This window comes from Actinomycetota bacterium (genome assembly GCA_030776725.1).
Classification (GTDB): domain Bacteria; phylum Actinomycetota; class Nitriliruptoria; order Nitriliruptorales; family JAHWKO01; genus JAHWKW01.
The window spans coordinates 1-2,798 of the sequence record JALYHG010000098.1; the positions used below are offsets into that span (position 1 = coordinate 1).

The 2,798-nt window shown below is 69.4% G+C and carries 3 protein-coding genes; all 3 read left to right on the forward strand.

The window, feature by feature from the left end; all coding sequences use genetic code 11:
- Nucleotides 1-250 precede the first annotated feature (250 nt).
- A complete protein-coding gene (locus M3N57_04495) occupies nt 251-685 on the forward strand; it encodes a cobalamin B12-binding domain-containing protein (GenBank protein ID MDP9021957.1) in 435 nt (144 codons plus the stop codon).
- Between the two features lie 39 nt (nt 686-724).
- Nucleotides 725-1,885, forward strand: a complete 1,161-nt coding sequence (gene sucC / locus M3N57_04500; protein MDP9021958.1) for an ADP-forming succinate--CoA ligase subunit beta — start codon at nt 725-727, stop codon at nt 1,883-1,885.
- A 40-nt stretch (nt 1,886-1,925) separates the two neighbouring features.
- On the forward strand, nt 1,926-2,798 hold an 873-nt coding region (sucD, locus tag M3N57_04505), incomplete at its 3' end, for a succinate--CoA ligase subunit alpha (GenBank protein MDP9021959.1).

The window sequence follows — 2,798 nt, forward strand, 5'->3', positions numbered from 1 at the left end:
CCGCGACCGTCCACGACCACGAACGGCACCGCAACACGCACCGCAACCGCGACAACGGACGGCCACCACGCACCGCAAGCGCGACAACGGACGGCAACCGCGACCACCAACGGCAACCGCGACCACGCAGCCCCGCACCGGGTGTTCACGCTTCGCACTATCCTCGGCGGCGCGGCGCTGGGCACACACGACGCGTCGCTGCGGGGCTCGGTCGATCGCCGCCCGCGGCAGGGCAGGAAGGACCTCACCGGTGACCATCCGCGTCGTCGTCGCCAAACCGGGCCTCGACGGGCACGACCGCGGGGCCAAGGTCGTGGCCCGAGCGCTCCGTGACGCCGGGATGGAGATCATCTACACCGGGCTACACCAGACACCGGAACAGATCGTGAACGCGGTGATCCAGGAGGACGCGCAGGCGGTGGGGCTGTCGATCCACTCCGGGGCACACATGACGCTGTTCCCGCGGGTGGTGGAGCTGCTGCGGCAGGAGGGCGCCGACGACGTCGTCGTGTTCGGCGGTGGGATCATCCCCAAGAACGACATCCCGGAACTCGAACGTCAAGGGATCGCGCGGATCTTCACCCCGGGCACGCCCATCAGCGAGATCGTTGAGTGGGTCCGCGCCAACGTCCCCGACACCGGCGCCGACAGCACTGCGGGGGCGGAGCGCGCCGGCAGCGCCTGACGTCACGGCGCCCCGCAACAGACCGACACCGGAGCACCGATGGACCTGCTCGAGTACCAGGGCAAGGAGTTCTTCCGGCGCCACGGCGTCCCCACCCCACCGCCGGGGATCGTGTGCGCCACGGCGGACGAAGCTGAGGACGCTGCACGCCAGCTCAACCGACCCGTGGTGGTCAAGGCGCAGGTCAAGACCGGCGGTCGCGGGAAAGCCGGCGGCATCAAGCTCGCCGAGGCACCCGACGAGGCCCGTGAGGCTGCCGCCGCGATCCTGGGACTCGACATCCGCGGTCACGTGGTCGATCTGGTGTACGTCGAGCCGGCCAGCGACATCGCCGAGGAGTACTACCTGTCGGTGATGCACGACCGAGTCGGCAAGGGCTACCTCGTGATCTGCTCGGCCGAAGGCGGGGTCGACATCGAACAGGTCAACCGCGAGCGACCCGAGGCCGTCGTCAAGGAAGCCCTCGTCCCGTCAGAGGTGGAGGCCGGCCTGCCAGCGGGGCGGGTGAGCGCGATCGTCCACGCCGCGCAGATCCCCGACGCAGCGGCCGACGCGGCCGGCGAGCTCCTGGTGCAGCTGTTCGATGCTTTCCGCCTGGGCGACGCGCTGCTGACGGAGATCAACCCGCTGGTGCGCACCACCGACGGGCGCGTCATCGCCCTCGACGCGAAGATCACGATCGACGGCAACGCGATGTTCCGCCACGACGACTACCAGGAGTGGGCCGAGTTCGACCGACGCGGCGACGACCTCGAAGCGCGCGCCAAGCGCCAGGGCATCCAGTACGTCAAGCTCGATGGGGACGTCGGCGTACTCGGCAACGGCGCTGGTCTGGTGATGGCCACGATCGACGTCGTCGCGCAGGCCGGCGGGCAGCCAGCGAACTTCCTCGACGTCGGTGGCGGCGCGAGCGCCGACACGATGGCCGAGAGCCTCGCGATCGTCCTGGCCGATCCGCAGGTCAAGAGCGTTCTGATCAACATCTACGGCGGGATCACCCGCGGCGAGGAGGTCGCCAAGGGCGTGATCGAAGCACTCGACCGCCTCGGCGGGATCGAACCCAAGCTCGTGGTCCGTCTCGACGGGACCAACGCAGCGCAGGGCCGACGGATCCTGGAGGAGGCAAGGCACCCCAACGTCGTCGCGGCGGGCGACATGCAACAGGCCGCTCGCCAAGCGGTGGAGCTGGCACGCGAGTAGCTGGTATGTGGCGTTCGTGGCGGATCTTCAAGGAGAGCGGGTGAGCATCATCATCGACGAGTCCACCACGGTGGTCGTCCAAGGCATCGGTACCCAGGGCACCTTCCACACCAAACGCAACCGCGACTACGGCACGAACGTGGTGGGTGGGGTCCATCCCAAGCGTGGCGGCGGCCGCTGGGAGGTGCTGGACCTGCCGGTGTTCGCGACGGTGGCCGAGGCCCGGGCCGAGACCGGCGCTGACACCTCGATGATCATGGTGCCCGCACCCTTCGCCATGGACGCGATCCTGGAGGCCCACGAGGCCGGCATCAGCACCATCGTGGTGATCACCGAATGCGTGCCTGTCCACGACATGACCGTGGTGTACGACCGGGTGGTGCGCCGGGATGGCGTGCGCCTGATCGGGCCCAACTGCCCCGGTCTGATCAGCCCCGGGGAGGCGAACGTGGGCATCATCCCCGCCAACATCGCCGGGCCGGGGACGGTTGGACTGGTGTCGCGCTCGGGAACGCTCACCTACCAGATCATGCACGAGTTGGCGCAGGGGGGCCTGGGGATCTCCACCTGTGTGGGGATCGGCGGCGACCCGGTGGTGGGGTCCAACTTTCTGGACATCATCCGCCTGTTCGCCGACGACCCCGACACCCACGCGATCGTCTTCGTCGGGGAGATCGGCGGGACCGACGAGCAGGAGGCGGGGCGTTGGATCGCCGAGCACATCCCCGACACACCGGTGGTGGCCTACGTCGCGGGGTTCGAGGCGCCCGCAGGCAAGCAGATGGGCCACGCCGGCGCGATCGTGCGCGAAGGCGGCGGCGGGGGCGAAACCGCGGCCGAGAAGAAGGACATCCTCGAGAGCCTCGGGATCGCGGTGGCGACCAACCCGTCAGAGGCCGCCAGCCTCATGATC

Coding starts and splice junctions, on each gene's coding strand:
- sucC (MDP9021958.1), top strand. CDS start 725: ATGGACCTGCTCGAGTACCAGGGCAAGGAGTTCTTCCGGCGCCACGGC.